The organism is Pelomonas sp. CA6, from assembly GCF_022549225.1.
Lineage (GTDB): Bacteria > Pseudomonadota > Gammaproteobacteria > Burkholderiales > Burkholderiaceae_C > Roseateles.
In genome coordinates this window covers 198,644-222,929 of the sequence record NZ_JAKZFD010000004.1, presented here as the reverse complement: position 1 = coordinate 222,929, position 24,286 = coordinate 198,644, and the positions used below count along the sequence as shown (strand labels likewise).

Sequence of the window (24,286 nt, the reverse complement as noted above, 5' to 3'; positions counted from 1 at the left end):
CGTTTTTCTTGGTCAGCCGACGCTGCCCGACAGATTGCCGTTTGCACTGAGAGGTGTGGCGCGGACGGAGATGGGGGAGCTGAGTACATAGAATCCCCCTTCGTTCTCTGGAGTCTGGGCGATGAATGCTTACGATGCGGCAGCTGTTCCTGCGCGCTGTGATGTGCTGGTCATCGGCGCCGGCCCCGCCGGCTCGGCCGCGGCTCGGGTGCTGGCCTCGGCCGGCCGCGAGGTGCTGCTGGTCGATCAGCAGCCATTGGGCCGCGACAAGACCTGCGGCGATGGACTGATCCCCGACGCCCATCAGGCGCTGCGCCGCCTGGGGTTGCTGGACGCGGTGATGGCGCGCGCGCAACGTGTGGCCCACGTGGGCTGCGTGGGCCCGCGCGGCGGACGCATCGACGTGCCCGGCAGTCTGGCCGTGCTGCCGCGCCAGCAGCTGGATGAGATGCTCAACCGCCATGCGCAGGCCGCTGGTGCGCGCTTCGTCCAGGCGCGCTTCGAGCGCCCGCTGGAGGATGCCCAGGGCCGGGTCTGTGGCGCCGTGCTGAGGGCGGGTGACGCGGAGTTCGAGGTCCGCGCCGACTGGGTCGTGCTGGCCACCGGCGCGGTGCCCAAAGCGCTCAGCGCCGCCGGCATGTGCGAACGCCACACGCCCAGCGGCGTCGCGCTGCGCGGCTATGTGCAGGCGCCGTCTCTGGTGGGGCGCATCCGTGCGCTGGAGGTGGTCTGGAGCCGCGCCGTGCGGCCGGGCTATGGCTGGATCTTCCCTGCGCCCGATGGGCATTTCAACATCGGCGTCGGCGTGACGGACAGCCACCGCGCGGTGGGCGGCAAGGGCGCCAAGAAAGACATCAACCTGCGTGCCATCTTCGATGCCTTCGTGAAGGACTACGCGCCGGCCGCCGAGTTGATGCGCGAAGGCCGGCTGGTCGGCGAGCTGAAGGGGGCGCCGCTGCGCTGCACGCTGGCCGGCGCGCGCTGGTCGCGCCCGGGCCTGCTGGTCGCTGGCGAGGCGGCGGGCTCCACCTATTCCTTCACCGGCGAAGGCATCGGCAAGGCCATGGAGACCGGCATGCTGGCCGCCGAGGCCCTGCTGCAGCCGGGCGACGACGCGGCGCTGCGCGCGCGCTACGAGGCTGGCCTGCAGGCGCTCAAGCCGCGCTTCGATCTCTATGAACGTGCCAACCGCGTGAATGCCGCGCCCTGGCTGGCCGACCTGCTGATCTGGCGCGCCCGCAAGAGCCCGCGCCTGCTCGCGCGCATGAGCGGCGTGCTCAACGAAACCAGCAACCCGGGCAACCTGGTCAGCCTCAAGGGGCTGAGCCGGCTGTTCCTGGAATAGCCCGGGGCGATGCGATGTGCCAGCTGATGGGCATGAACGCCAATGTGCCGACCGACGTGATGTTCAGTTTCACGGGGCTGGCGCGCCGTGCCGACGAGCACAAGGACGGCTTCGGCATCGCCTTCTTCGAGGGGCGCGGCCTGCGCCACTTCGTGGACCACCACAGCGCCCGGGTGTCGCCGCTGGCCGAGCTGGTCAAGCACTATCCGATCCGCAGCGACAACGTCATCGCCCACATCCGCAAGGCCACCCAGGGCGTGGTGTCGCTGGAGAACACCCATCCCTTCCAGCGCGAGCTGTGGGGCCGCTACTGGGCCTTCGCGCACAACGGCGATCTCAAGGGCTTCGCGCCGCGGCTGCATGCGGCTTTCCGGCCGGTGGGGCAGACCGATTCCGAGCGCGCTTTCTGTTGGCTGATGCAGGAGCTGGCCAAGTCGCATGCCGACGTGCCCAGCATCGCGGAACTCAGCCACACCCTGGCCGAGCTGATGCCGCAGCTCAACCGCCATGGCACCTTCAACATGCTGCTGTCCAATGGGCAGGCGCTGTGGGCGCATGGTTCCACCAAGCTGCACTACCTGCTGCGCCGCCATCCCTTCGGCCGCGTGCAGCTGCAGGACGAGGACCTGCAGGTGGACCTGGCCAGTCAGACCACCGCCCAGGACCGGGTGGCCGTCGTCGCGACCGAACCGCTGACCCGGGACGAGGCCTGGGTGGCCTTTCAGCCCGGTGAGTTGAAGGTCTTCGTCGGCGGCGAACCCGTGCCGGCCGGGGCCTGAGCCTTGCCCGGCCAGCCGGGGTCGGGCCGCCAGGCCTTCCATCGCGCCTCCCCGCCATTCGCCGCACGGGCCTGCCGTTCGCCGCAGCATGGGCGAGGGGCCTGGGCATCTCACTAGACTGTCTGACATGAACGACAGCACCCGCTTCGACTGGACGCCGTGGATCTACCCCGGTCCGCAGCGCGTGTTCACGCCCGACGAGCTGCGGCGCGCAGGGGGCGACGCCTGGCCGGACAAGCTCAGCCATTACCTCTACGTCAATGTGCTGGTGCTGGTGCTGATCTTCTATAACGAGATGCCTCGCACGCTGGCGCCCTGGGTGCTTGTCGGGGCACTGGCGCTGGTCTGGATGAGCCTGGGCGTGGCGCGCATGCTGTGGCGCCAGCCGACGCGCCGCCGCCTCAATGTGGCTTCGGCCAGCCTGGCGCTGTGCGTGGGCGCGGGGGGCTTGGCACTGATCGGCACGCCCTATCGCGACAGCGTGCGGACCGCGCTGCCCTTTGTCGCCGCGGCGCTGACGCTGATCCTCAGTGCCTGGTGGTTCCTCACCGTGTATCGCTCGCAGCAGATCGCCACCCGCCTGGGCGAGCAGGAAGCGCAGGCCCAGCGCGTACAGCTGGCGCTGCGCCTGGCCACTGCGCAGATCCAGCCGCATTTCCTCTTCAACACCCTGGCCTCGCTGCAGCACTGGGTGGACACGCGCGACGAACGCGCCGGCCCCGTGCTGCGCTCGCTGACCCGCTATCTGCGCGCCACGCTGCCCATGTTCGCGCAGGACCGCCTGGCAGTGGCGCAGGAGCTGCAGATCGTGCGCAGCTATCTGGAGATCATGCAGGCCCGGCTGGGCGGGCGCCTGCGCTGGCACGAGGAGCCCGGGCCCGGCGTGGACGAGGCGCTGCTGCAGCGCGCCAGCCTGCCGCCCGGCAGCCTGCTCACCCTGGTCGAGAATGCGATCACCCATGGCATCGAGCCCAGCCTGCGTGGCGGCGCCGTCCGGCTGGGCGTGGCGCGCGAGGGCCAGGTCTTGCGCCTGAGCGTGCGCGACGAGGGGCAGGGGCTGTCGCCCGACGCTCACGAAGGGCTGGGGCTGCGCAACACGCGCGAGCGGCTGCGGGCCCAGTTCGGTGATGCGGCGCGCCTGCAGCTGCAGCCCGCCGAGCCCGGCTGCCTGGCCTGGATGGAGATTCCGCTGCCCGAGGACGACGCACGATGACAAGCCTGCCCACCCTGATCGCCGACGACGAGGAAGGCCCGCGCGAACAGCTGCGCGCCGCGCTGCAGCGCCTGGCGCCGGAGCTGGACATCGTGGCCGCCAGCTGCAATGGCGTGGACGCCTGGGACGACGCGCTGGCGCTGGAGCCTCGGCTGTGTTTCCTGGACATCCGCATGCCCGGGCTGAGCGGCCTGGAGGTGGCGCGCCGGCTCTCGGCGCTGGCCGAGCCGCCGCAGGTCGTCTTCGTCAGCGCCTTTGGCGACCATGCGCTGTCCGCCTTCGAGGCTGGCGCGGTGGACTATGTGCTCAAGCCGGTCGAGGACGAGCGCCTGGGCCTGTGCCTGCAGCGCCTGCGCGCGCGCGCCAGCACGGCCGCCGCCAACGCCCCCTCTATCGCGGCACACAACCCGCTGCTGGAGACGCTGCGCCAGCTGCTGCCGGCGCGCGCGCCGGTGCGCCCCGCACCCATCCAGGCCAGCGTGGGCAAGGAAATCCGCCTGATCCCGCCCGACGAGGTGCTCTTTTTCCAGAGCGACAACCGCTACACCCGCGTCGTGCATCTGGGCGGCGAGGCCTGGATACGCACGCCGCTGAAGGAGTTGCTCGTGGGTCTGGACGAAACCCAGTTCTGGCAGGTCCACCGCTCGGTGCTGGTGAACAGTCGTTTCATCGTCAGCGCCACGCGCGTCGATGAAAGCACCATGCTGCTGAGCCTGCGCGGGCATGACGAGAAACTGCCGGTCTCGCGCCAGTTCCAGAGCCTGTTCCGCGCCCAGTAGCGGCAAGGGCGATCAGCGGGCGTGCGGGCATCGCCAGCGCCAGGGGCGCCGTGCAAAATAGCCTCGGCCTGGCAACGCACATCCGCCCCCCCCATGTCTCAAACGCTGCCCACCCCGCGCTTCGACACCTTTCCTCGCTACGAGGAGCTGACCCAGCTGCTGTTCGCCTATGCGCAGGCGCGGCCCAATCTGGTGTCGGTGCGCTCCATCGGCAAGAGCCACGAGGGGCGCGACATCTGGATCGCCGTGCTCACCAACACGGCCACTGGCGCCGACCTCGACAAGCCGGCCTTCTGGGCGGACGGCAACATCCACGCCGCCGAGCTGACCGCTTGCACCACCTGCCTGTACTACCTGCACGACCTGCTCAGCCGCTACGGCGCCGACGCGCAGGTGACCCAGCTGCTGGACACCCGCGTGGTCTACCTGGTGCCGCGCCTCAACCCCGACGGCGCCGAGCTGGCGCTGGCCGAGCGGCCGCGGCACATCCGCTCCTCGACCCGCCGCTATCCCTACGACGAGGAACCGGTCGACGGCCTCTGCATCGAGGACGTGGACGGCGATGGCCGCATCCTGACCATGCGCGTGCCCGATCCGCATGGGGGCTACAAGAAGCACGATGGCGATCCGCGCCTGATGGTGCCGCGCGAGCCGGGCGAGTTCGGCGGCGAGTACTACCGCCTGATGCCCGAGGGCTTCATCCGCAACCATGACGGCCTGACCATCCAGGTCAACCGCGACCCCGAAGGCCTGGACCTGAACCGCAACTTCCCGGCCGACTGGCGCCAGGAATTCCAGCAGACCGGGGCCGGCCCCTATCCCACCAGCGAGCCCGAGGTGCGCGCCATGGTGGACTTCATCACCGGCCATCCCAACATCGGCGCGGCGATCAGCTTCCACACCTACAGCGGCGTGATCCTGCGCCCCTGCGGCACGCGCAGCGACGACGACATGACGCCCGAGGACCTGTGGAGCTACAAGCGCTTCTCGCAGCTCGGCGAAAAGGCCACCGGCTACCCGGCCATCAGCATCTGGCACGACTTCAAATACCACCCCAAGGAGACCGTCAGCGGCACCCAGGACTGGGTGTACGAGCACCTGGGCGCGCTGTTCTGGGTCGTCGAGCTGTGGTCGCCCAACCGCGAGGCCGGCATCGAGGGCTACAAATGGATCGACTGGTTCCGCGACCATCCGGTCGAGGACGATCTCAAGCTGCTCGCGTGGAGCGACCAGCAATGCGACGGCCAGGCCCACGTCGACTGGCGTCCCTTCCTCCATCCCCAGCTGGGCGCGGTGGAGATCGGCGGCTGGGACAAGATGAACTATTGGCGCAACCCGCCGCCGCAGCTGCGCGAGCGCGAGGCCGCGCGCTTCCCGGCGTGGATGAACCAGATCGCGCTGTCGCTGCCGCGCCTGGAGCTGCTGCGCACCGAGGTGCGCGCGCTGGGGCCGGACAGCTGGCGCGTGCGCCTGGCCGTGGCCAACAGCGGCTATCTCAGCGCCGCGGTCACCGCGCGGGCGCGCGAACGCGAGGTGGTGCGCGGCGTGATGTTCGAAATCCTGCTGCCGCCGGACCCGGAGGTGAGCCTGATCGGCGGTCGGCCGCGCTTCGAGGGCCCGCACCTGGAGGGCCATGGCCCCAAGTCCTCGCAGCTGAACTTCCTGCCCACCGAGCACATCACCGGCGACCGTGCGGTGGCCGAGTGGATCGTGCGCGCGCCCAAGGGCACGCGGGTCTCGCTGTCGGCCCATGCGGCGCGCGCCGGCACGGTGCGCACCGAGGTCACGCTGGACTGACGCGGCCGCCGCCTCACTGCAGCGGTGGCTTGAGCCCCTGGTCCTCGGCCGCCTGCATGGCCTCGCGCCACACGCGTGCGGGCACGAAGCTGCGCAGTTGCTCCAGCGCGCGCTCGATCAGCTGCGGGTGCAGCTCGTGGCCAATCTCGGGCAGCACATCGGCGGTGACGTCCGCTCCCAGCGCGATCAGGCGCTTGGCCGCGGCCACCTGATCCCGGTAGGGCAGCACCGCGTCCTGCTGGCCGTGCAGCAGATGCACGCAGACCTCCTGCGGCGCATGCTCGGGCAGCGTGGCATAGGCACCGCCGAAGGCCAGCACCCGGCCGGCCAGCTGCAGCTCGGCCTGCACGGCCTCCAGCGCCATCACCGCGCCCTGCGAGAAACCGGCCAGCGCCACCTGCTGCCAGGGCAGCTCGAAATGCGCGCTCCAGGCCCGCACCAGCGCGACGAAGCCGGGCATCGCGGCGGCCACGCGCCGCGCATGGTTGTCGTCGTCGGCGCCGGCCAGCGAATACCACTGCAGCCCGGCGCCGCCGCCAGGGATCAGGTCATAGGGCTCGGGCCCGGCCAGCGCCAGCACGGCCGCGCGCGGGTACTGCTGGCGCAGCGCCTGGGCCAGCGGACGCATCTGCGTGGCGTCGGCCCCGGCGCCGTGGAAAAGCAGGAACAGCAGCTCCGCCACGCCCTGGTCGGGCAGCAGGGCCAGCGCCTGCGAGCGTTGCGGGGAAGGGGATTCGTCGGAACTCATACCCGCATTGTGCGCATGCGCCGCGGGTCTGGCGAGCGGCGCGCTCAGGACAGGGCGGGGCCCGGCGCGCTGGCCGGCTGGGTCAGCCGCGTCAGCACCTGGCGCAGGCGCTGGGCGTCGACCGGCTTGGTCAGGAACTCGTTCATGCCGGCGGCCAGCGCCTCTTCGCGCTCCTGCACCAGCGCGGCGGCGGTCAGCGCGATGATGGGCAGCTGGCGCGCGTCGAAACGACGGCGGATCTCCCGCGTGGCCTCATGGCCGCTCATCACCGGCATCTGCACATCCATCAGCACCGCGTCAAAGGGCTTGCCCATGCTGGCGGCGGCATTCACCGCCTCCACCGCCTGGCTGCCGTCGCTGGCCTGTGAGACCTCCACGCCCCATTGCTCCAGCAGCGCCACCGCGATCATCATGTTGACCGGGTTGTCCTCCACCATCAGCACGCGCCGGCCCTTGAGCTGCGGCGGTTCGCGCGCCGGCTCGCGCGGAGCGCCATAGCCCGGCGGCGCCTCGGCCAGCGGCAGCTCGGCCCAGAAGGTCGCCCCCTGGCCGGGCTCGCTGATCACGCCGACGCGCCCGCCCATCAGCGTGGCCAGCTCGCGGCAGATGGACAGGCCCAGCCCGGTGCCGCCATAGCGGCGCGTGGTCGATTCGTCGGCCTGGGTGAAGGGCTGGAACAGGCGTTCGTGCAGCGCCTGCGCGATGCCGGGGCCGGTGTCGCGGACCTCGATGCGCAGCCGTGGTTCGTCGGGCTGGGCGATGCGGGTCACGCTCACCGTGACCGAGCCCTGCTCGGTGAACTTGAGCGCGTTGCTGAGGTAGTTGCTGAGGATCTGGCGCGTGCGCACCGGGTCGCCCAGCACCCAGGCCGGCACATCGGGCGCGACGTCGATCGCGAAGGCCAGCCCGCGCGCCTGTGCCAGCGTCAGATAGGCCATGCGCATGGTGGCCAGCATGTCGCGCAGCGCGAAGGGCACGGACTCCAGCGTCAGCCGGCCGGCCTCGATCTTGGACAGGTCCAGGATGTCCGACATCAGCCCGGACAGACTCTCGGCGCTGTCCAGCATCTGGTCCAGGTAGTGGCGGCGCGTCTCGTCGTCCAGGTCGGGCTGCTGCAGCAGGCGGGCCAGGCCGACCAGGCCGTTCAGCGGCGTGCGGATCTCGTGGCTGATGTTGGCCAGGAAGGCGCTCTTGGCCCGGCTCGCGGCCTGGGCCTCGTCCTTGGCCTGGGCCAGCGCGGCCTCGACGCGGCGCCGCTCGGTCACGTCCTCCATGATCCAGATCGTGCCGCCGCGGCTGGGATGGCGGGTGTCGACCGCGCGCGCCAGGATGCGGCACAGGAAGGTGCTGCCGTCGCGGCGGCGCATGGTCCGTTCGATCTCGATCTGCTCGCCCAGGCTCAGGCGCGGGCCGATCTCCCGGCCCACCTGCGCATAGTCGTCCTCGCCGCACCAGACCACGGAGCCGGGCTGGTCCAGCAGGCCGCCGGGCGGCCAGCCGAACATCTCCTCGACGAGGCGGTTGGCCTGCACGAAGCGCTGGTCGCGCGTCAGCGCGATGCCGATCGACGCGTTCTCCAGGATGGCACCGTGGACCAGGCGCGTGCGCTGCGTCTCGGACACGTCGCGGGCGTTGATCACCAGGTAGGAGACGCCGTCCATCTCGAACGGCGCGGCCGAGATCAGCGTCGGGATGGTGTCGCCGCTCTTGCGGATGAAGTTCACCGGCACGTCCACCGCGCGCCCCTGGGCGCGCAGCGCGCTGAGCAGGGCCTCGCGGTCGCTGCCCTCGTTCCAGATGCCCAGTTCCGACGCCGTGCGGCCCAGCACCTCCTCGCTGCCATAGCCGGTGAGCTGCTCGAAGGTCTTGTTGACCATCACATAGCGGCCGGAGGCCGATTCGGTCAGCGTGATCGCGTCGGGGCTGGTGGCGAACAGGTGCGACAGCAGGGCCTCGGAGCGGCGCAGCGCCTCCTGCGCGCGCGAGGCCTCGGTCTGGTCGATGAAGAAGGACAGCGTCGCCGGGCCGCTGGCGGCTTCCACGCGCACGCTGGTGGCATGGACCACGCGGCGCCGGCGCGACAGCGTGCGCAGCCGGAACTCCGCCATCGGCAGCATCGCGCCCAGCGGCATGGCCTCGATCTTGGCGGCGCGCTGGCGGCCGCGCTCCTCGTCGCCGGGCTCGAAGTGCGAGAACAGGTCCTGCCCGATCATGCTGGAGCGCTGGGTGTAGCCAAACATGGCCATGGCCGCCGGATTGGCATCCAGCACCCGGCCCCAGCGGTGCAGCACCAGCGGCGATGGCGAGCGGCGGAACAGCTCGCGGTAGCGGGTCTCGGTGGCCAGCATGGCCTGCTCGGTCTGCACCTCGTCGGTGACGTCCCGACCCACGCCCCAGTAGCCGCGGAAGTTGCCCTGGCCATCGAAGCGTGGCTCGCCACTGACCGAGACATAGCGGACCGTGCCGTTGCTCGACGCGCGCCGCATCACCAGGCCGCGGAAGGGGCGGTGCGATTCCAGGTCGGCGCGGTGCGCGTCCATCTCCTCATCGTTGAGCCCCAGGCCCTCGATCTCCCAGGGCGTGCGGCCGCGGCGCTTCTGCAGCGGCAGGCCCGACCCGCCCTCGCCGTTCTCGGCCAGGTGGGTGAAGCGGAACTCTCGGTCCATCTCCCAGTACCAGTCGGCGGCCATGGACAGCAGGTGGCGGAAGCGCGCATGGCGCTCGTTGACCTGGGCCAGCGCGCGCCGCAGCAGGCGCATGGAGCCCACGCCCACCATCAGGCCCACCATCAGGCAGGCGGCCTGCACGCTCAGGCGCAGGCTCAGCACCGGCTCGGCCTGCATCGGCCGGCCCTGTTGTTCCAGCACGGCCAGCACCAGCAGCGACAACAGCCCCAGCGCCGACAGGCCCAGCCCGGCGGCCATGCCCAGCATGGCCGTGCCCAGCGCCACCAGCAGGCCCAGCAGGCCCAGGCCCACCGAGTAGAGACCATGGCCGTGCAGCGCCGCCGCCGCCACCACGGTCAACATGCCGTAGCCCAGCACCAGCAGCACGGCCGGAGCGCCCAGGCGCGGCGGCAGGCGCCACCAGGCGGCGCCGGCGATCAGCGCGCCGATCAGCGCCAGCGTGGCGCTGACTTCGTTGGACGGGACCGGCGCGGCCAGCAGCAGCAACCCGCCCAGGCCCAGCAGCAGCGCGGCGCAGCCCAGGAACAGGCGCACCGAACGCCAGGACACGCCGCTGGGCAGTGCGTGGCTGCTCAGTGGCGTGTCCTGGCCCACCAGGCTGCTCAGATCATCCAGGGTCGGCTCGCTCAACGTCGTCTTCCAGGGCGCCAGGGCTCTTGGGCCCCAATCCCGCAGTCTCGGCGACAAGCGTGGCCTCTGAACAGCCGGTGAGACCCCGAAACCACGGGCAAATCCCCCCGGCGAAGGCCTCCGTGCCAACTATTCCCGGATGCCCGCGGCCGCGGCGCGCAGGGCGCGGGCGGCCGGGGTGCTCGGGCTCAGCGGCGCAGTTCGGCGCGGGTGGCCAGGGCCACGCGGCGCGCGGCGGCGGCGAAGTCCTCGCCCGCGCTGGCATACAGCACGGCCCGCGAGGAGTTCACGATCACCGGCCCGGTGGTCTGGCCCTGCGCGTCGCCGCGCCAGCCGGCGACCACCGTGGCACGGGCATCGCCGCCCTGCGCGCCCACCCCGGGGATGAGCAGCGGCAGCGTCGGTGCCAGCGCGCGCACGCGCTCGATCTCCTGCGGGTAGGTGGCGCCCACCACCAGCCCCAGCTGGCCGTTGTCGTTCCACTCGGTCTCGGCCAGTCGGGCCAGGTGCTCGTACAGCCGCGGCTGGCCCGGCACATCGGCCAGGCGCTGCATCTGCCAGTCGTCGCCGCCCGGATTGGAGGTGCGGCACAGCAGGAACACGCCCTTGTTCGCATAGCGCAGGAAGGGCGCGATGGTGTCCCGGCCCATGAAGGGCGACAGTGTGACGGCATCGGCCTGGTAGCGCTCGAAGGCCTCGCGGGCGTACTGTTCGGCGGTGGCCCCGATGTCGCCGCGCTTGGCATCCAGGATCACCGGCACCTGCGGCGCCACCCGCTTGATGGTGGCCATCAGCTGCTCCAGCTGGTCTTCGGCGCGGTGGGCGGCGAAGTAGGCGATCTGCGGCTTGAAGGCGATGACCAGGTCCTTGGTGGCCTCGACGATGGCGGCGCAAAAATCGTAGATGCGGCCGGCGTCGCCATTCCAGGCGCCGGGAAAGCGGGCCGGATCGGGGTCCAGTCCGACGCACAGCAGGGATTCGTTGAGACGCTCGGCGGTGCGAAGTTGCTGCAGGAAGCTCATGACGATAGGCGAAAGGGGGTGGCGCTGCGCTATTGTCCCCCGGTATTGTTCCGGTTCCGCCGGCCACCTCGTCGAATCCTGCCCATCATGGACATCCTGGAGACTTCCCGCTTGCGCCTGCGCTGGTTCGATCCCGAACGGGACGCCGCCTTCGCGCTGGAACTGCTCAACGATCCGGACTGGATCACCCACATCTACGACCTGCAGGTGCGCGAGCGGGTCCAGGCGCGCGAGTGGATCCAGGAGCGGCTGCTGCCGCGCTACTGGAGCCAGGGCCATGGCTTCTGGCTGGTGGAGCGGCGCAGCGACGGCGAGCCGCTGGGGCTGTGCGGCATCATCCACCGCGAGGGGCTGGACCATCCCGACCTGGGCTACGGATTCCTGGGTCGCCATCGCGGCCAGGGCTATGCGCGCGAGGCCGCCCGGGCCTGCCTGGACTATGCCCGGCGCGTGCTGGCGCTGGACTTCCTGCTCGCCACCACCGCGGTCGACAACGAGGCCTCGGGCCGGCTGCTGCTGGATCTCGGCTTCGAGGACCGCGGCGTGCAGCAGACCGCGGCCCACGAAGGGCTGTCGCGCGTCTACGAATGGGGCCAGGTCTTGCCGCCGGTCGACGACGACACGGCCATCCGCACGCTGCTGGCGCGCTTCTGGTCGGCCTTCGACAACCGAGAGGGGATTGCGCCGCTGGCCATGCTGCCGCGCCTGTTCAGCGCCGATGCGCGCATCCATCGCGCCGATGCCCAGGGCGTGCAGAGCATGGGCGTGGCGCAGTTCCTGCTGCCGCGCGCGGCGCTGCTGATGCCGGGCGGCGCGCTGACCGGCTTCCATGAAACCATGACCGAGCTGCGCCTGGACCGCCAGGGCCGCGTGGCCCAGGCCTGGATGCGCTACATCTGGTCTGGCCGCCGCGACGGCCAGCCGCGCCACGGCGGCGGCACCAAGACGGCGCAGCTGCTGCGCACCGACGCCGGCTGGCGCATCGCCTCGCTGGCCTGGCAGGACGAGGGCTGATCCCCGCCCCGCCGCGGGTGAGGGCTCAGCGCGCGGCGTCGAGCCGCTCCAGCGTGCGGCGCGCCATCGCGTGCTCGTTGAACTCGACCACGCCGGTGTCCACCGCCTTTTGCAGGTAGCGGCGCGCCAACGCGAGGTCCTTGTCCAGCAGGGCCTTCTGCCCGGCGTAGAAGTAGAGCTCGCACTCCTGTCCCAGGGCCTTGACCTTGTCTTCGCGCGCCAGCTTGAGCGCCGCCTCCAGGTCCAGCTCGCCCTGCATCAGGCGCAGCACCGGCGCCGGCCAGGCCGGCTTGCTGGCGCTGGGCTGGAAGGCGCGCACCGCCTCCTTGCCGTCCTCGCCCAGCTGGCGCGCGCTGAGGTAAAGCCAGATGCCGCCATAGCCGCGCTCGACCTCGCTGCGCGAGCGCAGCAGCTCGCGCAGTTCGTCGCGCGACTGCGCGTACTGGCCGGCAAAGTAGCGCGCCCAGGCGCGGGTGTAGCGCACCGAGGTGTTGCCCGGCGCGAGCTGCAGCGCGCGCTCGGCGTGGGTCACGGATTCGCCATCCTGGCCGCGCAGCAGCGCGTTGACGGCCAGCGCGCCGTGCAGGTCGGGGTCCTCGGCGTTCAGCGCCAGTGCCTGCTGCAGCAGTGCCAGGGCCTGCTGAGCCTCGCCGAGGTGGTCCAGCTGGATGGCGGCCTGGGTCAATACCTGGGCGCGCACCTTGGGCGGCAGCCGGCCTGCCTTCAGGCTGTGCTGGGCGACGAGCAGGTCCAGCCGCGCATTCACCTGGTCGCGGGTGAGCGCCTTGACGCTGCCGCGGCGCATCTGCTCGGTCTGCTCCTCCATCGCCTTGCGCAGCGCGGCCAGCTCGGCGGGCGCCATCGGGACAAGGCGCATCGTGTTGCCCAGCCGGGGCCAGGTCTTGAGCAGTTGCTCGCGGTAGGCGTTCCACTGCCCGGCCTCGACCTGCTCGGCGCGCAGCCGCAGCTCGCCTTCGATCTGCTGCATGCGCGGCTCGCCGGTGTAGGCGAGGTTCAGCTCGTAGAAGGGATTGCTGTCGTCGAAGCGGCTGCTGCTGGGCTGGCTGAAGGTCTCCTCGCCGAACTCGAAGCGCAGGGTCTGCGCATGGCGGCCGCGCGCGCTCAGCCGCATGGCCTGGCTGCGCGGCGTCTGGTCCTGCAGGCGCAGCGGGCTCATCAGCGCGTACAGGGCGTAGTCGCCGGCCAGCAAGCGCATGTCCTGCAGGCGCCAGAACTGCGGTAGCTTGTAGCGCTGGGTGATGCGCAGCGCGTTGCGCTCCGGCACCTCCTCGACCTGCGGCGTGCCGTCGGCGACCATGCCCGGGTAGGCGCGCCAGACCTCGCCGGTGACGATCTTCTGCCAGTCCTCGGGCGGCAGCGCGCTGCGCGCGTCGCGCAGCCATTCGGCGCTCTCGCCGTGATAGGTGCTGACCGCTTCCAGCTCGCCGGCCTCCGCCAGGCGCGGGAAGCGCAGCAGGTCACGGGTTTCGCTGCGCAGCACATCCTCTCCGCTGGGCATCGCGGTGGGAGAGGTTTCGGTCTTCACCGCGACCAGGCCGTGGCCCAGGGCCAGTGACTGCCGGCCCTCCGGCGCGCCGCGCTGGCTGGCCCGCGTGGCGTCCAGCCACAGCACCTGCCCAGGGACCGGTCCCTGCACGCGCGCGATCGCGTGGTTGAAGGCCAGCGGGCTGGGCAGCTGGTCCGCGACCGCCTCGCGCAGATGGGTGGACACCAGCACCGGCTGCGCGGGGATGCCCAGCCGTGCGAGCAGGTTCACGAGCAGCGCCGTCTTGTCCTTGCAATCGCCGAAGCGCTGCCGCAGCACGGTGTCGACCGAGGCCGGCTGGTGCGAGTTGATGCCGATCTCGGTGCCGAAGTAGCGGATGTCCTGCTGCACGAAGTCCAGCGCCCGGCGCAGCCGGTCTTCCGGCGAGCTGGCCTGCTGTTCGATGTCGCGCGCCACCGGGTCCAGGGCCTCCGTGCCCTTGGCGGCACGCGCGAAGAGCTGATCGGCCCAGGCAGCGACCTCGGCCCAGCTGGCGAACTCGCTGATGGAGATCTGGTCGCGGAAGGTCTCCGCCATGGGCAGCAGCGGGTCGAAATTGAACTGCGCGGCGCCGCGGCGCTGGAACACGGTCTCGCGCCAACGGCCGTCGACGCGTTCGCTGACCTCGGTGTCGGCTTGCCGGGTGCGGTGGTGCAGCTTGCGCTCGCTGGGCGCGAGCAGGCGCAGCCGCGCCAGCCCCACCGGCCCCAGGCTGCTGCTCATCCATTCCTGGTCGACGAAGCGGCCCTCGAACACCGGGTTGTCGCCGCTCAGGGTGTAGGCCCAGTCCAGCCGGTCGCCCACGCGCAGGTCTTCTAGCACGATGGACGCGGTCATCCGGCCGTCGATGATCTGTCGCTCCAGCTGCGGTTCGCGGTGCAGCAGCTTGACCTGGCGGCGGTCCAGGCGGTTGATGCGCTTGCCGTCGCGCCACAGATCGAGGTGGTGCAGGGTCAGCGTCTGGTAGGCGGGGTCGAACTCAATCTCGATCTGACCGCCGCGCTGCAGCCCGGCCGCCTCGCTGATGCGGCGCACGTTGCGCCGGTAGCGCTGGCTGCCCGCGGGATCGACGCGGGTCTGGCGATCCAGCAGCAGCACCTGGACCGCGCCGGCCGGGACCGGCAGCGCGGGGTCGACCTCCTGGGGGCGCACCCAGCCGGGCGCCGCGGCGACCTGGAAGCCCGGCGCCGCGGCACTGGGCGCCGCGGAGGTCGCCCGGGCCGCGGCCTTCGGGACCGCGGCGGACTGGGTTGCCTGGGTGGCCGTGGCCGCGAGCGCGGTGGTGGCCATCGTCAACGCGGCCGCGCAGCTCGCCGCGAGCAGCACGAGGCTGGCCCGCACGCGCTGACGCGCGGCGGTCCCTGTGGGCTGGTGCATGGGTTCCTCCCCGATTGTTCGTACACGGATTATCCCGGGCGGTCCGTCGGGCCCGGTCCGGCCTTGTCCTATGCTTGCGACATGAACGCCCCCCAGCTTGCCCGCATCCTGCTGATCGAAGACGACGAACGACTCGCCGAGCTGATCGCCGAGGCCCTGCGCCGGGCCGGCTACGAGGTCCGCATCTGCGGCGACGGGCTGGACGGCGAGACGCTGATGCGCCAGCAGGCCTATGACCTCGTGCTGCTGGACGGCCACCTGCCCGGCAAGGACGGGTTCGACGTGCTGCGCGACACGCGGCGCGATTTCGCCGGCCGCATCGTGATGCTCACCGCGCGCGACGATGACATCGACCAGGTGTTGGGCCTGGAGGGCGGGGCCGACGACTACATCACCAAACCGGTGGCGCCGCGCGTGCTGCTGGCGCGTGTGAAGGCGCTGCTGCGGCGCGAGCCGCTGGCGCCCGCGGGTGCGCCGGCGGAGGCGCTGCAATTCGGTCACCTGACCCTGTTGCCGCAATCGCGCGAGCTGCGCGTCGATGGCGAGCCGGTGGCGCTGACCACCGCGGAGTACGAGCTGCTGCTGTTCCTGGTACAGCGCGCCGGCCAGGTGGTCAGCCGCGACGAGATCATGCAGGGTCTGCGCGGGCTGGAGTTCGACGGGCTGGACCGCGCGATCGACGCGCGCATCTCCCGGCTGCGCCGCAAGATCGGCGACGACGCCCAGTCGCCGACCCGCATCAAGACCGTGCGCGGCCAGGGCTATCTGCTCGCGCCGGATTGAGGCCGACCATGACCAAGGTGCTGACGCTGCGCGCGTCGCTGGTGCGCATGGCGCTGGGCCTGGGCCTGGCGGTGCTGGCGCTGACGCTGCTGATCGAGGCGCTGGTGTTGATCGCCGCCGCCGAGGTCACCACCGACTACGTGCGGCACTTCATGCGCGGCACCGTGGACATGCTGGCGCGCGACCTCGCGCCGCTGGACGCCAGCGCGCGGCGCGAGCGCGTGCGCGAGCTGGACCAGGCCTTCGACTATCCGATACGCCTGGTGCCGGCCACCGAGGCGGGACTCAGCCTGCGCGAGCGCGAGCTGCTGGACCGCGGCGGCATGGTGGTCACCGGCATCAACCGGCGCATTTACGCCGCGCTGCCCGGCGAGCCCGAACAGCTGCTGCTGCTGGGGCCGCTGAGCGCCAAGCGCGGCGGCGAGCTGCCGCGCGAACTGGCGGCCCAATTGGGTGCCGCGCTGGTGCTGGCGCTGGCCGTCGCCGCGCTGGCCTGGTGGCAGCTGCGTCCGCTGTGGCATGACCTGCGCGCGCTGCAGCGCGCCGCCGAACGCCTGGGCGCGGGGCGGCTGGAGACCGAGCTGCCGCCGCTGCAGAGCCGGCTGTTCGCGCCCGTCGTGGCGGCCAGCCGCGCGATGCTGGAGCGGCTCGCCGCCGCGCTGGCCACGCAGCGCGAACTCACCGGCGCGGTCTCGCACGAGCTGCGCACGCCGCTGGCGCGGCTGCGCTTCGCGGTGGACGCGCTGGTCGAGGAAGAGGACCGCGACGCGCGCGAGCGCGCCGTGCAGGCCTGCGAAAAAGACATCGCCGAGCTGGAGCAGCTGATCGATGCCAGCCTCACGGTGGCGCGCCTGGACGTGGGCGCGCTGCAGCCCAAGCTCAAGGCGGGCAACCTGGCCGCGCTGCTGGCCCAGGAGGCCGCGTCGATGACGCCGCTGCTGTCCGGCAAGGCGCTGAGCACCGACCTCAAGCTGCCGCCCGAGCTGCCCTACGACGAGACCCTGCTGCCCTATGCGCTGCGCAATGGGCTGCGCAACGCGGCCCGCCATGCGCGCTCGCGCATCCGCCTCTATGCCTGGACCGCCGAGCGCCAGCTCTTCCTCGCGATCGATGACGACGGCGACGGCGTGCCGGAGCGCTGGCGCGAGGCCGCCTTCACGCCGTTCAAGCGCCTGGAGCTGGGCGGCCGCGCGCGCGGCCGCGGCTTCGGGCTGGGGCTGGCCATCGTGCGCCATGTCGCGCGCGCCCACGGCGGCGAAGCCAGCCTGCAGCAGGCCCCCGAGTTGGGCGGCGCGCGCCTGCTGCTGCACTGGCCGCTGGAGGCGCCCGCCGCCGCCGCGGGTCAAGAAGCGTAAAGCGCGGGCGCAGTCGCTGTCATCGACGGTCACAAAAGCCACGCAGTCCGCCCACAGACTTTCAGGGCCGGTCTTCCCACAATGAACCCATGCCGACATCGACGTTCGGCGCAGCGAAGCAACGCGAAAGGAGTTCATCATGACCAAGACCAACAAGACCAAGCTGTGGGCCGCTACCGCCATCGCTGCCCTGAGCCTCGGATCGGGCGCCGCGATGGCCGCCGACCAGGGCTTCTACATCGGTGGCGATCTGGCCAAGGCGCGCCAGTCCGTGGACGGCGGCGCGTTGAAGCGCAACAGCGACAGCTACGGCGTGTTCGGCGGCTACCGCTTCAACTCGAACTGGGCCGTGGAAGCCGCCTATACCGACCTGGGCAAGGTCCAGGGCTCGGCCATCGAAGCCAAGACCAAGACCTATTCGCTGGACGGCATCGCCCGCGCGCCGCTGGGAAAGGACTTCGGCTTGTACGGCCGTGTCGGCGTGGCACACTACGAGCGTGATTTCACCGGTGCCGGCGATGCCAGCGCCAATGGCCTGAAGCTGGGTGTGGGCGTGGACTACGCGCTGACGCAAAACCTGGCCCTGCGGACCGAGCTGACGCGCTACAACAACCTGCCGACGTCCTACGGCCTGGGCAAGAGCGTGGACCGCCTGGGCGTGGGCCTGAGCTACCAGTTCTGATCGACCGATCTCCCTCCGCGCGCCTTTCCCCAAGGCGCAACGGTTGGCAGCGCCGAGGCGCTGCCTTTTTTTGTGGGCGGCGCCCCAACGAGAAACGGCACCTCGCGGTGCCGTTTTTCATGGTCGGGCGCGTGGCGTCAGATGCGCTGCGCGAGTGCCTCGGCGCGGCCGGTGTAGCCGGCCGGCGTCAGCGCCAGCAGGCGCTGCTTCTCGTCTTCGGGCAGCTCCAGGCCGCGGATGAAATCCTGGATGGATTCGCGCGTGATCGCCTTGCCGCGCGTCAGCTCCTTCAGGCGCTCATAGGGGTTGGGCAGCGCGTAGCGGCGCATCACGGTCTGGATGGGCTCGGCCAGCACTTCCCACGCGGCGTCCAGGTCTTCGGCCAGGCGCGCCTCGTTGAGTTCCAGCTTGTCCAGGCCCTTGGCGAGCGAGTCCAGGCCCAGCAGCGCATAGCCCAGCGCGACGCCCATGTTGCGCAGCACCGTGGAGTCGGTCAGGTCACGCTGCCAGCGGCTGATGGGCAGCTTCTGACTCAGGTGCGTGAGCAGCGCGCTGGCCAGGCCGAAGTTGCCCTCGGCGTTCTCGAAGTCGATCGGGTTGACCTTGTGCGGCATGGTCGAGGAGCCGATCTCGCCCGCCTTGGTGCGCTGCTTGAAGTAACCCAGGCTGATGTAGCCCCAGACGTCGCGCGACCAGTCGACCAGGATGGTGTTGGCGCGGGTGACCGCGTCGAACAGCTCGGCCATGTAGTCGTGCGGCTCGATCTGGATGGTGTAGGGGTTGAAGCTGAGCCCCAGCTGCTCCTCGATCACGCGGCGGCTGAAGGCTTCCCAGTCGTGTTCGGGATAAGCGCTCAGGTGGGCGTTGTAGTTGCCCACGGCCCCGTTCATCTTGGCCAGCAGCTTCACCTCGGCGATCACGGCACGCGCGCGCTGCAGCCGGGCGACGACGTTGGCGATCTCCTTGCCCACGGTGGTGGGGCTGGCGGTCTGGCCATGGGTGCGGCTCAGCATGGACGCGCCGGCCAGGCCGTGCGCCATCTCGGTGAGTTTGGCGATGACGCGGTCCAGCGCCGGCAGCAGCACCTGCTCGCGCGCGGCCTTGAGCATCAGGCCGTGGCTGGTGTTGTTGATGTCCTCGCTGGTGCAGGCGAAGTGCACGAACTCGCCGGCGGCCTCCAGCTCGGCATGGCCGGCGAATTGCTTCTTGATCCAGTACTCGACCGCCTTGACGTCGTGGTTGGTGGTCTTCTCGATGTCCTTGATGGCCTGGGCGTCGGCCTCGCCGAACTGGGTGACCAGGCCGCGCAGCCGCTCGCGCGCGGCGGCCGACAGCGGCTTGAACTCGGGAAAGCCGGCGTCCGACAGCGCGATGAACCACTCGATCTCGACCTGCACGCGGCGGTGCATCAGGCCGAACTCGGACAGCAGCGGGCGCAGGCTGCCCATGCGCGAGGCATAGCGGCCATCCAGCGGGGACAGGGCGGTGAGGGCGGAGAGGTTCATGGCGGGCACCGGCGACGAAGCCGGCCAGAGCAGGGCAAACCCGGGGATTTTAGCGAGCCCGCTCCGGCTGCGCGAATGGCGACCGGCCAGCCCGCCGCAGCGGGGACAATGCCGGCGAGGCCGACTATCCAGGGAGGGTCCGTTGTCTTTGGCTCGTTGTTTCCCCAGGGGCCGCCTGTGCCTCGCGCTGTTGGCGGTCGTCGTGCTGGCGGCTTGCCAGCGCCAGGAGGGCGGCGCGCTCGCGCAGGCCGCGCCGGCCGCGTCAGCACCGGGCTCCGCCGCGGCGTCGGGCGCGCAGCGCCTGGCCGGCCAGGCCGACACCGTGCTGGCGCTGCACCGGCAGATGATCGTGCTGATGGACGGCGAGGCGGCACTCAAGCCCGCCGAGCGCGAGGCGGTGCAGGGCGTGGGGCTGATGTTGTTCCATGACCTGCAAAAAAGCAGCCGCGCGCTGATGGCCGAGGCCACCGCGGCGGCGACCCCGCTGGACGCGCCGGAGGCGCTGCTGGAGCGCATCGAGGCCGAGCCCGGCTGGTTCGACGCCGACCGCCTGGCCTTCAAGGAGCTGCTGGTGCAGCTGCACCAGCATTTCTCCGCCAGCCAGAGCATCGCCGGGCTCAAGCTGGCCAAGCGCGCGCAGGAGGACCTGGCCGTTCTGTCCGAGGTCGAACAGTCCTACGAGAAGGACCTGCGCGACACCTTCGGCCGCTTCGCGCAGCGCGGCATCACCTTGCAGCGCGAGAAGTGGAGCGACTATGTCGCCAAGCTCAAGACGCTGTACCGCCGCGAGCAGATCCTGAAGGACTACGCCACCATCCTGCCCTCGGTGCAGGCGCGCCCCAAGGCCGAGTCCGCGGAGCGCGAGCTCTTCGGCCGCCAGCTGCCGCCCAAGACGGTGCTGCTGAGCTTCGACGACGGCCCGCATGGCCGCTACACCGACGAGATCCTGGACATCCTGCGCCGCTACCAGGCGCCGGCCATCTTTTTCCAGCTGGGGCAGAACCTGGGCAGCGTGGCCGCCGATGGCACGGTCCGCCCCGGGCCCGGCAGCGCGGTGGCCAAGCGGGTGCTGGCCGCCGGCCACCAGCTCGCCAACCACAGCTTCACGCACAGCCTGATGTCCAAGTTCGCGCCCGAGCAGGTGCGCGAGGAAGCCCTGCACACCGAGGCCCTGCTGGACAAGGCCGGGCGCAGCGGCCAGGCCCTGTTCCGCTTCCCCTATGGCGCGCGCAACGACGCCGCGCTGGACACCATCGAGTCGCTGCAGCTGCGCTCGATGATGTGGAACATCGACTCGCTGGACTGGTCCGACCCCATTCCCAAGTCCATCGCCGCGCGCGTGCTGGCCGAGGTGCAGAAGCAGCAGCGCGGCATCATCCTCTTCCACGACATCCATGCGCGCACCGTGCAGGCGCTGCCGCTGGTGCTGGACCAGCTGGTGGCCGAGGGCTACAGCTTCGCGAGCTGGAAGGACGGCCAGTTCGTCAGCGCCGAGCGCAAGCCCCTGGCCAGCGGCAATGAGGGCCTGGCGGCTGGCGCCGCGCTGTACCGCGAAAGCCATGCGCTGATCATCGGCATCGACCAGTACCAGCGCTGGCCGCGCCTGCAGCATGCGGCGCGCGACGCGCGCGCGATGCAGACGCTGCTGCAGACCCGCTTCGGCTTCGCGCCCGAGAACGTCAAGCTGCTGCTGGACGGCGAGGCCACGCGCGCCAACATCCTGCGCGCGCTCAACCGGCTCGCCGGCCAGGGGCTGAAGCGGGACGACCGCGTCTTCGTCTTCTTCGCCGGCCATGGCAGCACGCGCAAGCTGCCCAGCGGGCGCGAGGTGGGCTATGTGATTCCGGTGGACGCCGGGCTGGACGATCTGCAGACCGACGCGGTCGCGATGCCGCAGCTGCAGGAGCTGGGCGAGGCGCTGCCGGCCAAGCATGCGCTGTTCATGATCGACGCCTGCTATTCCGGCCTGGGGCTGACCCGCGCCGGTGGGGCCAGCGCCAACTTCATCCGCGACAACGGCCGCCGCCTGGGGCGGCAGATGATGACCGCGGGCGGCGCCGACCAGCAGGTGGCCGACGACGGCCCCGGCGGCCACTCGGTCTTCACCTGGACCGTGCTGCAGGCGCTGACCGGCAAGGCCGACTTGAACGGCGACGGGCTGATCACCGCCACCGAGCTGGCTGCCTATGTCGCGCCGGCCGTCGCCGCGGTGGCGCACCAGACGCCCGCCTTCGGCAGTCTGCCGGGCTCGGAGGGTGGCGAGTTCGTCTTTGAGCTGGGCGCGGCGCAGGAGCAGGCGCTCAGCGGTGACAGCGGCCAGCTCGACGCCCAGGCGAGTGCGCTGGCCAAGCGCCTGGACGAGGTCGGTAGCGCGAGCCTGCAGCCGGCCCAGGGCCGCAACCCGCAGGTGCGGCTGCAGGGCCTGGACGGCAAGGAGGTCGCGATTGCGCCGTCACTGGTCAAGGTGGACCCGGGCGCGCGCGTGGCCGCCCAGCGTGCCAACGACCGCGGCCTGCAGCTGTACAAGGAGCGGCGCTACGACGAGGCCGAGGCCGCGTTCACCGAGGCGCTCAAGCTGCAGCCGCGCTTCGCGCTGGCCGCCAACAACCTGGGCTTCATCTACTTCAAGCGTGGCAAGCCGGTGGAAGCGGCGCGCTGGTACCAAAAGGCGCTGGAGATGGACGGCAGCCGCGCGCTGGCATGGCTGAACCTGGGCGATGCCCAGCTGCAGGCCGGCGACGACAAGGCCGCGCTGCAGGCCTATGCGCGCTTCGTGGAACTGGCGCCCCAGCATCCGCGCAGCGCCGCGCTGCGCGCCTGGCTGGCCCAGCCGGACGCGGCCAACCGGCCCAAGCTGCCCGCCTGAGGCGCGTGGCGGGGGGGGGCGCGCGGGTCGATGCCGGCCCGCGCGGCTTGGCTCAACCCGGCGCGTGCGCCCGCGCCCGCGCCCAGTCGTCGCGCGTCATGCCGTACAGATCGCCGTCGACATGGCGGCCGTCGATGAAGATGACGCCTCGCAGCCGGCCCTCGTACAGAAAGCCGGCGTTCTGCGCGACGCGCGCCGAGGCCAGGTTGTCCGGTGCCAGGCTGCAGCAGAGCCGGTGGACCGGCAGCGCGCGGAACAGATAGTCCACCAGGGCCCGCGCACCGGCCGTGCCATAGCCGCGGCCGCGGTCGGCCGGGTCGTGGACCGACCAGCCCAGCTCGCGCGCGCTGGAATAGCGATGGGCGCTGAAGTGCATCACGTCGCCGACAACGCGGCCTTGCTCGTCGCAGACCAGCAGGCGCTCCGCGTCCTCGCTCGCGAAGCCGTTGTCGCGAAAGCGCGCCCACAGCTGCTGCGGACTGGTCATGCGCGTGGGCGAATAGGCGCCGCGCCAGGCCGGGTCGGTGACGGCGCGGATCAGCTGTGGCATGTCGTCCTCGCGGACATGTCTCAGCGTGACGGTGGGCAAAATCATGGTGGGGCGAGCTCCTGGCGCAAGGGCGCCGCCCGGTGCGGCGGCGTGCCGATGTTATGCGCGGCGCCCATGGGCTTTCCCCGATGCCGCCGGTGCGGGCTTGCTGCTTAATGCACGCTTTTTCCCGCACGAGCTTCAGCCTGCATGGCCTTGGTTTCCGATGGCGTCGCCCCGCGCCTGATCCGGGTGCACCAGATCGACACGCTGGCCTGGGCGCCGCTGCTCGCGGCGGCCGAGGCCGAGGGCCGGCGCATGGTCCGGCGTCTGCTGGACGAGTGGCGCAGCGCCGCCAATCGCTACGACCGCCCCGGCGAATCGCTGTGGGCCTGGATGGACGCGCAGGGCCAGGTGGTGGCCGTCGGCGGCCTCAACCAGGAGCCGGCGCCGGGACGGCGCGGCACCGCGCGCATGCGCCGCTTCTATGTGCATCCGCAATGGCGCGGCCGGGGGCTGGCGCGGCGCCTGGTCGGCGCGGTGCTGGCCAGCGCGCAAGGGCATTTCGACCGCCTGCACGTCAACTGCGAGAGCGCGGAATCGGCCACCTTCTGGTCGCGCTGCGGCTTCGCGGCGGTGGAGGGCGACGCCCGCTACACCCACTGTCGGCTGCTACCGCAGGTGCGCGCCGCGGCCTGAGGCGCGTCGCCCGACCCTGTTCGCGCGTGCTCAGGGCCAGTGGCGGCCCAGCAGCTCGGCCACCTCGGGCAGGGCCTCGATGCGGCCCAGCAGCGCATGGAAATCCGGGCGCTGCTCCTTCAGAAAGGGGCGGGTGCCGGACCAGCGCGACACGATCACCGCCATGAAGTCCAGCGCGCCGGCGCGCGCGCCGCTCAGGAAGGGCTGCGCGGGGAACTGGTCGGCGAACAGCGCCCAGTGGTGGTGCAGCCGGGCACGCGTGCCTTGGCGCAGTGCCTCCAGCGAGGCCGTGTCGGTCTGCGTGGTCCAGCGTTCGGGGAAATCGCTGACGCTGATCGCGCTGTAGCAGTTCGCCGCGATGTAGACCAGCCCGCGCAGGATCTGGTCGCGCTGCGCCGACGTGTCGCCCAGCAACCCGCTGTCCGGGTGGCGCAGACCGAGATGCATCAGGATGGCCGCGCTTTCGGTCAAGACCTGACCCTCGGGGGTGCGCAGCGTGGGGATCTGCATCAGCGGATTGAGCTGGCGCAGCAGCTCGCGGTCTGACTGGTCTTCCCAGGACGAGGCCTGCACGACGCGATAGGGCTGGCCGCAGCGCGCCAGACCCAGCTCGGCGATCGCCGAACCGGAACCGCGGGTGCCCAGCAGGAGGTAGTCGCTCATGGCCATGAGTCTAGGCGGCTGCGGCACTCCGGGGTCGGATGTCCTTTGCGGCGCTGGGGCGGCAAGAGTGTGGCGCAGCCCCGAGCTGCCGACAAGCACCCCCGCAAGGGCGTGGTGGCGCCCTGACAGGCGGGCGGCAGACGCTTGGCTAGAATGATTTTCAAGTTGTCACCAGCGACGGTTCCCGTCGGCACACAGCCTTCTCGGCAAGAGAACCCGGTGCGGCGCTGCGTTTCCCTGAGAGGCCTGCGGGCTTCGCCCTACAGA

The 24,286-nt window shown here is 71.2% G+C and carries 18 protein-coding genes; 11 read left to right on the top strand and 7 right to left on the bottom strand.

Annotation, left to right across the window (positions count from 1 at the left end):
* The first annotated feature begins 121 nt into the window (after positions 1 to 121).
* The 5 genes from LZ017_RS09020 (at position 122) to LZ017_RS09000 (ending at position 5,913) form a co-directional block, all read left to right on the top strand.
* Positions 122 to 1,345 carry a geranylgeranyl reductase family protein gene (locus LZ017_RS09020; protein ID WP_241396297.1) on the top strand — a complete coding sequence of 408 codons (1,224 nt, stop codon included), beginning with the start codon at positions 122 to 124 and terminating at the stop codon, positions 1,343 to 1,345.
* A gap of 14 nt (positions 1,346 to 1,359) precedes the next feature.
* A complete protein-coding gene (locus LZ017_RS09015; RefSeq protein WP_241396292.1) occupies positions 1,360 to 2,124 on the top strand; it encodes a class II glutamine amidotransferase in 765 nt (254 codons plus the stop codon).
* Between the two features lie 127 nt (positions 2,125 to 2,251).
* Positions 2,252 to 3,337 (top strand): sensor histidine kinase, encoded by a 1,086-nt coding sequence (locus tag LZ017_RS09010; protein WP_241396291.1) that lies wholly within the window; start codon positions 2,252 to 2,254, stop codon positions 3,335 to 3,337.
* Entirely contained in the window at positions 3,334 to 4,116 is a 783-nt protein-coding gene (locus LZ017_RS09005) for a LytTR family DNA-binding domain-containing protein (protein ID WP_241396289.1), read from the top strand. The genes LZ017_RS09010 and LZ017_RS09005 overlap by 4 nt, the downstream gene beginning before the upstream one ends.
* Before the next feature lie 93 nt (positions 4,117 to 4,209).
* Positions 4,210 to 5,913, top strand: a complete 1,704-nt coding sequence (locus LZ017_RS09000) for a M14 family metallopeptidase (RefSeq protein ID WP_241396287.1) — start codon at positions 4,210 to 4,212, stop codon at positions 5,911 to 5,913.
* A gap of 13 nt (positions 5,914 to 5,926) precedes the next feature.
* Here LZ017_RS09000 and ypfH read toward each other — a convergent pair whose 3' ends face one another.
* The 3 genes from ypfH to pyrF all read right to left on the bottom strand — a co-directional run bounded on the left by ypfH (position 5,927) and on the right by pyrF (position 11,000).
* Positions 5,927 to 6,661: an esterase gene (gene ypfH / locus LZ017_RS08995; RefSeq protein ID WP_241396285.1), complete on the bottom strand. Its 735-nt coding sequence runs from the start codon at positions 6,659 to 6,661 to the stop codon at positions 5,927 to 5,929.
* Between the two features lie 44 nt (positions 6,662 to 6,705).
* The gene (locus LZ017_RS08990) at positions 6,706 to 9,978 is read right to left on the bottom strand and encodes a PAS domain S-box protein (protein WP_241396284.1); all 3,273 of its coding nucleotides are present in this window, start codon (positions 9,976 to 9,978) and stop codon (positions 6,706 to 6,708) included.
* A gap of 188 nt (positions 9,979 to 10,166) precedes the next feature.
* On the bottom strand, positions 10,167 to 11,000 hold the full coding sequence (gene pyrF / locus LZ017_RS08985; RefSeq protein ID WP_241396282.1) for an orotidine-5'-phosphate decarboxylase: 834 nt from the start codon (positions 10,998 to 11,000) through the stop codon (positions 10,167 to 10,169).
* An 87-nt stretch (positions 11,001 to 11,087) separates the two neighbouring features.
* Between pyrF and LZ017_RS08980 the strand changes: the two genes are divergently transcribed.
* On the top strand, positions 11,088 to 12,014 hold the full coding sequence (locus tag LZ017_RS08980; protein WP_241396280.1) for a GNAT family N-acetyltransferase: 927 nt from the start codon (positions 11,088 to 11,090) through the stop codon (positions 12,012 to 12,014).
* Between the two features lie 25 nt (positions 12,015 to 12,039).
* On the opposite strand, the gene LZ017_RS08975 is transcribed toward LZ017_RS08980, so the two are convergent.
* Positions 12,040 to 14,937 (bottom strand): DUF3857 domain-containing protein, encoded by a 2,898-nt coding sequence (locus LZ017_RS08975; RefSeq protein ID WP_241396278.1) that lies wholly within the window; start codon positions 14,935 to 14,937, stop codon positions 12,040 to 12,042.
* Between the two features lie 81 nt (positions 14,938 to 15,018).
* Here LZ017_RS08975 and LZ017_RS08970 point away from each other — a divergent pair, with 81 nt between their 5' ends.
* The 3 genes from LZ017_RS08970 to LZ017_RS08960 all read left to right on the top strand — a co-directional run bounded on the left by LZ017_RS08970 (position 15,019) and on the right by LZ017_RS08960 (position 17,757).
* On the top strand, positions 15,019 to 15,720 hold the full coding sequence (locus LZ017_RS08970; RefSeq protein WP_241396277.1) for a response regulator transcription factor: 702 nt from the start codon (positions 15,019 to 15,021) through the stop codon (positions 15,718 to 15,720).
* 8 nt (positions 15,721 to 15,728) lie between these two features.
* Positions 15,729 to 17,075 carry an ATP-binding protein gene (locus tag LZ017_RS08965; protein ID WP_241396275.1) on the top strand — a complete coding sequence of 449 codons (1,347 nt, stop codon included), beginning with the start codon at positions 15,729 to 15,731 and terminating at the stop codon, positions 17,073 to 17,075.
* Positions 17,076 to 17,214: 139 nt separating this feature from the next.
* Positions 17,215 to 17,757, top strand: coding sequence for a porin family protein (locus tag LZ017_RS08960; RefSeq protein WP_241396273.1), 543 nt, complete (start codon positions 17,215 to 17,217; stop codon positions 17,755 to 17,757).
* 137 nt (positions 17,758 to 17,894) lie between these two features.
* Here LZ017_RS08960 and purB read toward each other — a convergent pair whose 3' ends face one another.
* Positions 17,895 to 19,262 carry an adenylosuccinate lyase gene (gene purB, locus LZ017_RS08955; protein ID WP_241396271.1) on the bottom strand — a complete coding sequence of 456 codons (1,368 nt, stop codon included), beginning with the start codon at positions 19,260 to 19,262 and terminating at the stop codon, positions 17,895 to 17,897.
* Positions 19,263 to 19,464: 202 nt separating this feature from the next.
* On the opposite strand from purB, the gene LZ017_RS08950 reads away from it, so the two are divergent.
* Positions 19,465 to 22,128, top strand: coding sequence for a polysaccharide deacetylase family protein (locus LZ017_RS08950; RefSeq protein WP_241396270.1), 2,664 nt, complete (start codon positions 19,465 to 19,467; stop codon positions 22,126 to 22,128).
* A 52-nt stretch (positions 22,129 to 22,180) separates the two neighbouring features.
* Here LZ017_RS08950 and LZ017_RS08945 read toward each other — a convergent pair whose 3' ends face one another.
* Entirely contained in the window at positions 22,181 to 22,723 is a 543-nt protein-coding gene (locus LZ017_RS08945) for a GNAT family N-acetyltransferase (RefSeq protein ID WP_241396269.1), read from the bottom strand.
* Between the two features lie 144 nt (positions 22,724 to 22,867).
* Here LZ017_RS08945 and LZ017_RS08940 point away from each other — a divergent pair, with 144 nt between their 5' ends.
* Positions 22,868 to 23,356, top strand: a complete 489-nt coding sequence (locus LZ017_RS08940; protein ID WP_241396268.1) for a GNAT family N-acetyltransferase — start codon at positions 22,868 to 22,870, stop codon at positions 23,354 to 23,356.
* Between the two features lie 30 nt (positions 23,357 to 23,386).
* Here the strand turns inward: LZ017_RS08940 and LZ017_RS08935 are convergent, their stop codons facing one another.
* Positions 23,387 to 24,019, bottom strand: coding sequence for a glutathione S-transferase family protein (locus tag LZ017_RS08935; protein WP_241396267.1), 633 nt, complete (start codon positions 24,017 to 24,019; stop codon positions 23,387 to 23,389).
* Between the last annotated feature and the right edge of the window lie 267 nt (positions 24,020 to 24,286).